Source organism: Salinimicrobium profundisediminis (assembly GCF_026241755.1).
Lineage (GTDB): Bacteria > Bacteroidota > Bacteroidia > Flavobacteriales > Flavobacteriaceae > Salinimicrobium > Salinimicrobium profundisediminis.
The window spans coordinates 1-2,790 of sequence record NZ_JAPJDA010000050.1; the positions used below are offsets into that span (position 1 = coordinate 1).

Annotated in this window: 4 protein-coding genes; all 4 read right to left on the minus strand. The window is 38.1% G+C overall.

The window, feature by feature from the left end; genetic code table 11:
* On the minus strand, positions 1–368 hold a 368-nt coding region (locus OQ279_RS18155), incomplete at its 3' end, for a hypothetical protein (protein ID WP_266071276.1).
* A 562-nt stretch (positions 369–930) separates the two neighbouring features.
* Positions 931–1,230, minus strand: coding sequence for a hypothetical protein (locus OQ279_RS18160; protein ID WP_066450423.1), 300 nt, complete (start codon positions 1,228–1,230; stop codon positions 931–933).
* Positions 1,231–1,334: 104 nt separating this feature from the next.
* Positions 1,335–1,901, minus strand: coding sequence for a hypothetical protein (locus OQ279_RS18165; RefSeq protein WP_066450429.1), 567 nt, complete (start codon positions 1,899–1,901; stop codon positions 1,335–1,337).
* A 126-nt stretch (positions 1,902–2,027) separates the two neighbouring features.
* A complete protein-coding gene (locus OQ279_RS18170) occupies positions 2,028–2,735 on the minus strand; it encodes a hypothetical protein (protein ID WP_266071279.1) in 708 nt (235 codons plus the stop codon).
* Between the last annotated feature and the right edge of the window lie 55 nt (positions 2,736–2,790).

Here is a 2,790-nt window from a genome sequence, read left to right on the forward strand (position 1 = left end):
TAATACTCATGCTTATCACCCGCAGGGCCTTCCTCGTCTGCATAAATTTTTATCCAAACGTAGTCTGACTTCAACTCAGCATGCTTTTCAATTGTGCCTTCAACGGTTACCTTGCCGTTTGCAGCAAAATGCTTATATGCAGGCTCGGCAATCTTCGCTCCTACTTCTTCGCTATAAGAAGTTAGCTCAAGCGGTTCGAGCTCCAGTTCCTCATTTTTCTCTTGTGCTAACTGGTCATATTGATCAGCCTTCTCTGTCTCCTCTTCTTCTTGGTTATTAGTGCTATCAGTTTTATCAGCACAGCCAGCTAAAAGAAGCAAACACGCCGATAAAAAGAGCATGAATAACCATGGTGCTTTTTTAATCATGTTTTTCCTCCCTTTGCGCTTATTTCTTATGTATGTTTACGGAATTTCAGTAGAAAGGTTTCTGGGTAAAATTAACTAATCCCGGTTTTATCACGTGAACTAAATGATTAGCAGGCTGGCATGGTGAAAAACTTAGTCTATTCTCCAATTAAAGACATTCCTAATCGATAGGATATAAACCCAATTCCCAGCACAATCCCAAAAATAACAGACTTTCTGTTTACCCTCTTTTTCCCTTCAGCATCAGGTTACACCGCGGTTCCGATCATAATGAGACCAATGATCATAAAAGGAAATGCAACACCAACATGTAAAAGGAACATATCCCCAGTCATTTTTCCTTCTTTTTGTTCCTCTAGGTAAAGTCCTCCAAGGGAGATCCCATAGATTGCAAGATTATATAAAATTGATAAGATTAATAAAGTTCGTTTTGTCATTTAATAACCTCGCTTTCACAAAGGTCTCTTTTATAAAAGATGAATTAATCACCGCCATCCCTAATCCATAAGATAATATGTTCGAAATTATAAATTCTTCCGCACCTTATTTACACAGATTTAATTTAATCATTAATGAATGACATCCCCACTCGATATCCCAGGAATCCAATCGTCAATACGATTCCAAACAATACAGACTTTTTATTCACCCTATCATCGCCATTCCTATTAGGAGATATAGCTACCCCAGTCATAATAACACCAATTATCATAAACGGAATTGTAGGAAAGGCTATATATAGAGCTGATTCTCTGGATATTTCGCCATTTGCTTTTTCCTCGAAATAAAGAGGGAGCATAATCCCAAGCCAAATAACCGCGTTATAAATAATTGAAATGATTAGTAAAGTTCTTTTTTTCATTAAATGACCTACTTTTTTTCAAAGTTTATCTCTTTGATTAAGCTGCCGCACCAAACACAGTTATATTATAGAAGATTAAAATTCTATAATATAAACTCCTGCTTTTACTCTGACCGTTTCAATGTCAAACGAAAACTTGCGTGAGCTAAAGCAATCACAATAAGAAACAAAACAAACACAATAGTTAATACAAGGCTTGCCCCGAAACCATTTACAGACCAATACCCAATCGCCGCAGCCGCCGCGCTTCCCAAATAGGCAAAGGAAACAATCGTCTTCCCAATCTTCGTACGAGGTTCATTTGCTTCTGTTAGGACAAAATTCGGGAATCTAAGTGCAATAAAAATGGTTAAGATTAACATCACGAGCAACATGCTTGAAATCACGACGCCACCGCCGGCTCTTATGATCGTCAAAGCCATAAACACAGAAGTAAGGTCAAGATAAATTACTGCAGCCAATCCTCTAAACCCTAAATAATAATGCCACTTTTTTATCTTCATCAAAACTGATAATACAATCATCAAAAAGATCACTGCACTGCCAATAACCACGGCAAGGGGCTCTGCTTCTGGATAGAACATAAAACCTAAAATCGCTAAACTTGGTAAGATCCATAGATAGATTATATTATCAGCCAGCGGAACCTCACGGAATGCTCCTAAGTTCACTATAAACACCTCTATTTTCTTAAAAAAGACAGCCAGACTGTTTAGCGATCCGCTAATAGAAAGGACACTGAATGTGAAAAAAGAACTGAACCTGCTGCAAATAAAGGTCAGTTCTTCCGTTTGATCTTATTCTGATTCTTCTTCAGGGATTTCTGGGAAGCTCATGCCGCTTGCATATACATTTTCCATATAAGCAAGAGTTGGTCCATACCCTTTTTGCGGAATATCTTCTATAAATCTGGAAATATACTTATTATCCGAAACAGATTCAAATCGAACCGTTGATTCCACCTCAACACGCCATTTATCAAGAGAAAATGAGATCACTGTGTCCTCTGTTCTGGCATGATTACTGTTAATAACATTCATGACAGCCGAACGAACTAAAGCTTCTGCACCAGCTTTCGTTTCTGATAATTCTCTTCTTAATTCTTGTTTTAAAAAACCATTCCAATTTAACCTGCTTTTTGTCAAAATATCGTTTGCCGCTTCAATATAGGCAGCCGACTCATCACGGCCGCTGTTTACATATTCATTCTTTTTCTCTTCAATTAAGGCGGAGATCGGCTTTCCATCTGCTACTTCATTTTCATGCAATTCTCTTATTAACAAGTAGTTCGGATTTCTTTCATAGTTCTCAATGGCTTGTGCTGTATTTTCTATGAGTACTGCCGTTCCTGCTAAAGCGGCCTGCTCTGCGGAAAGACTGCTATGCTCTTTTACAATATAGACTTTTACTCTATTAATCGTCAGGACAAATATGATTGCCACGATCCCAAGGAGCCACAGCATGAAAATCGCGGCATTTCCTCTTTCATTATTCAGCCACTTCATTCTGTATACAAAACCTTTCCAAATGCTTCTTCATTTAGGTCGAAGGTTGCCTGCT

Excerpts from the sequence above, each read along its gene's own strand:
- OQ279_RS18160 (WP_066450423.1), bottom strand. The coding sequence starts at position 1,230 with ATGAAAAAAAGAACTTTACTAATCATTTCAATTATTTATAACGCGGTT.
- OQ279_RS18170 (WP_266071279.1), bottom strand. The coding sequence starts at position 2,735 with ATGAAGTGGCTGAATAATGAAAGAGGAAATGCCGCGATTTTCATGCTG.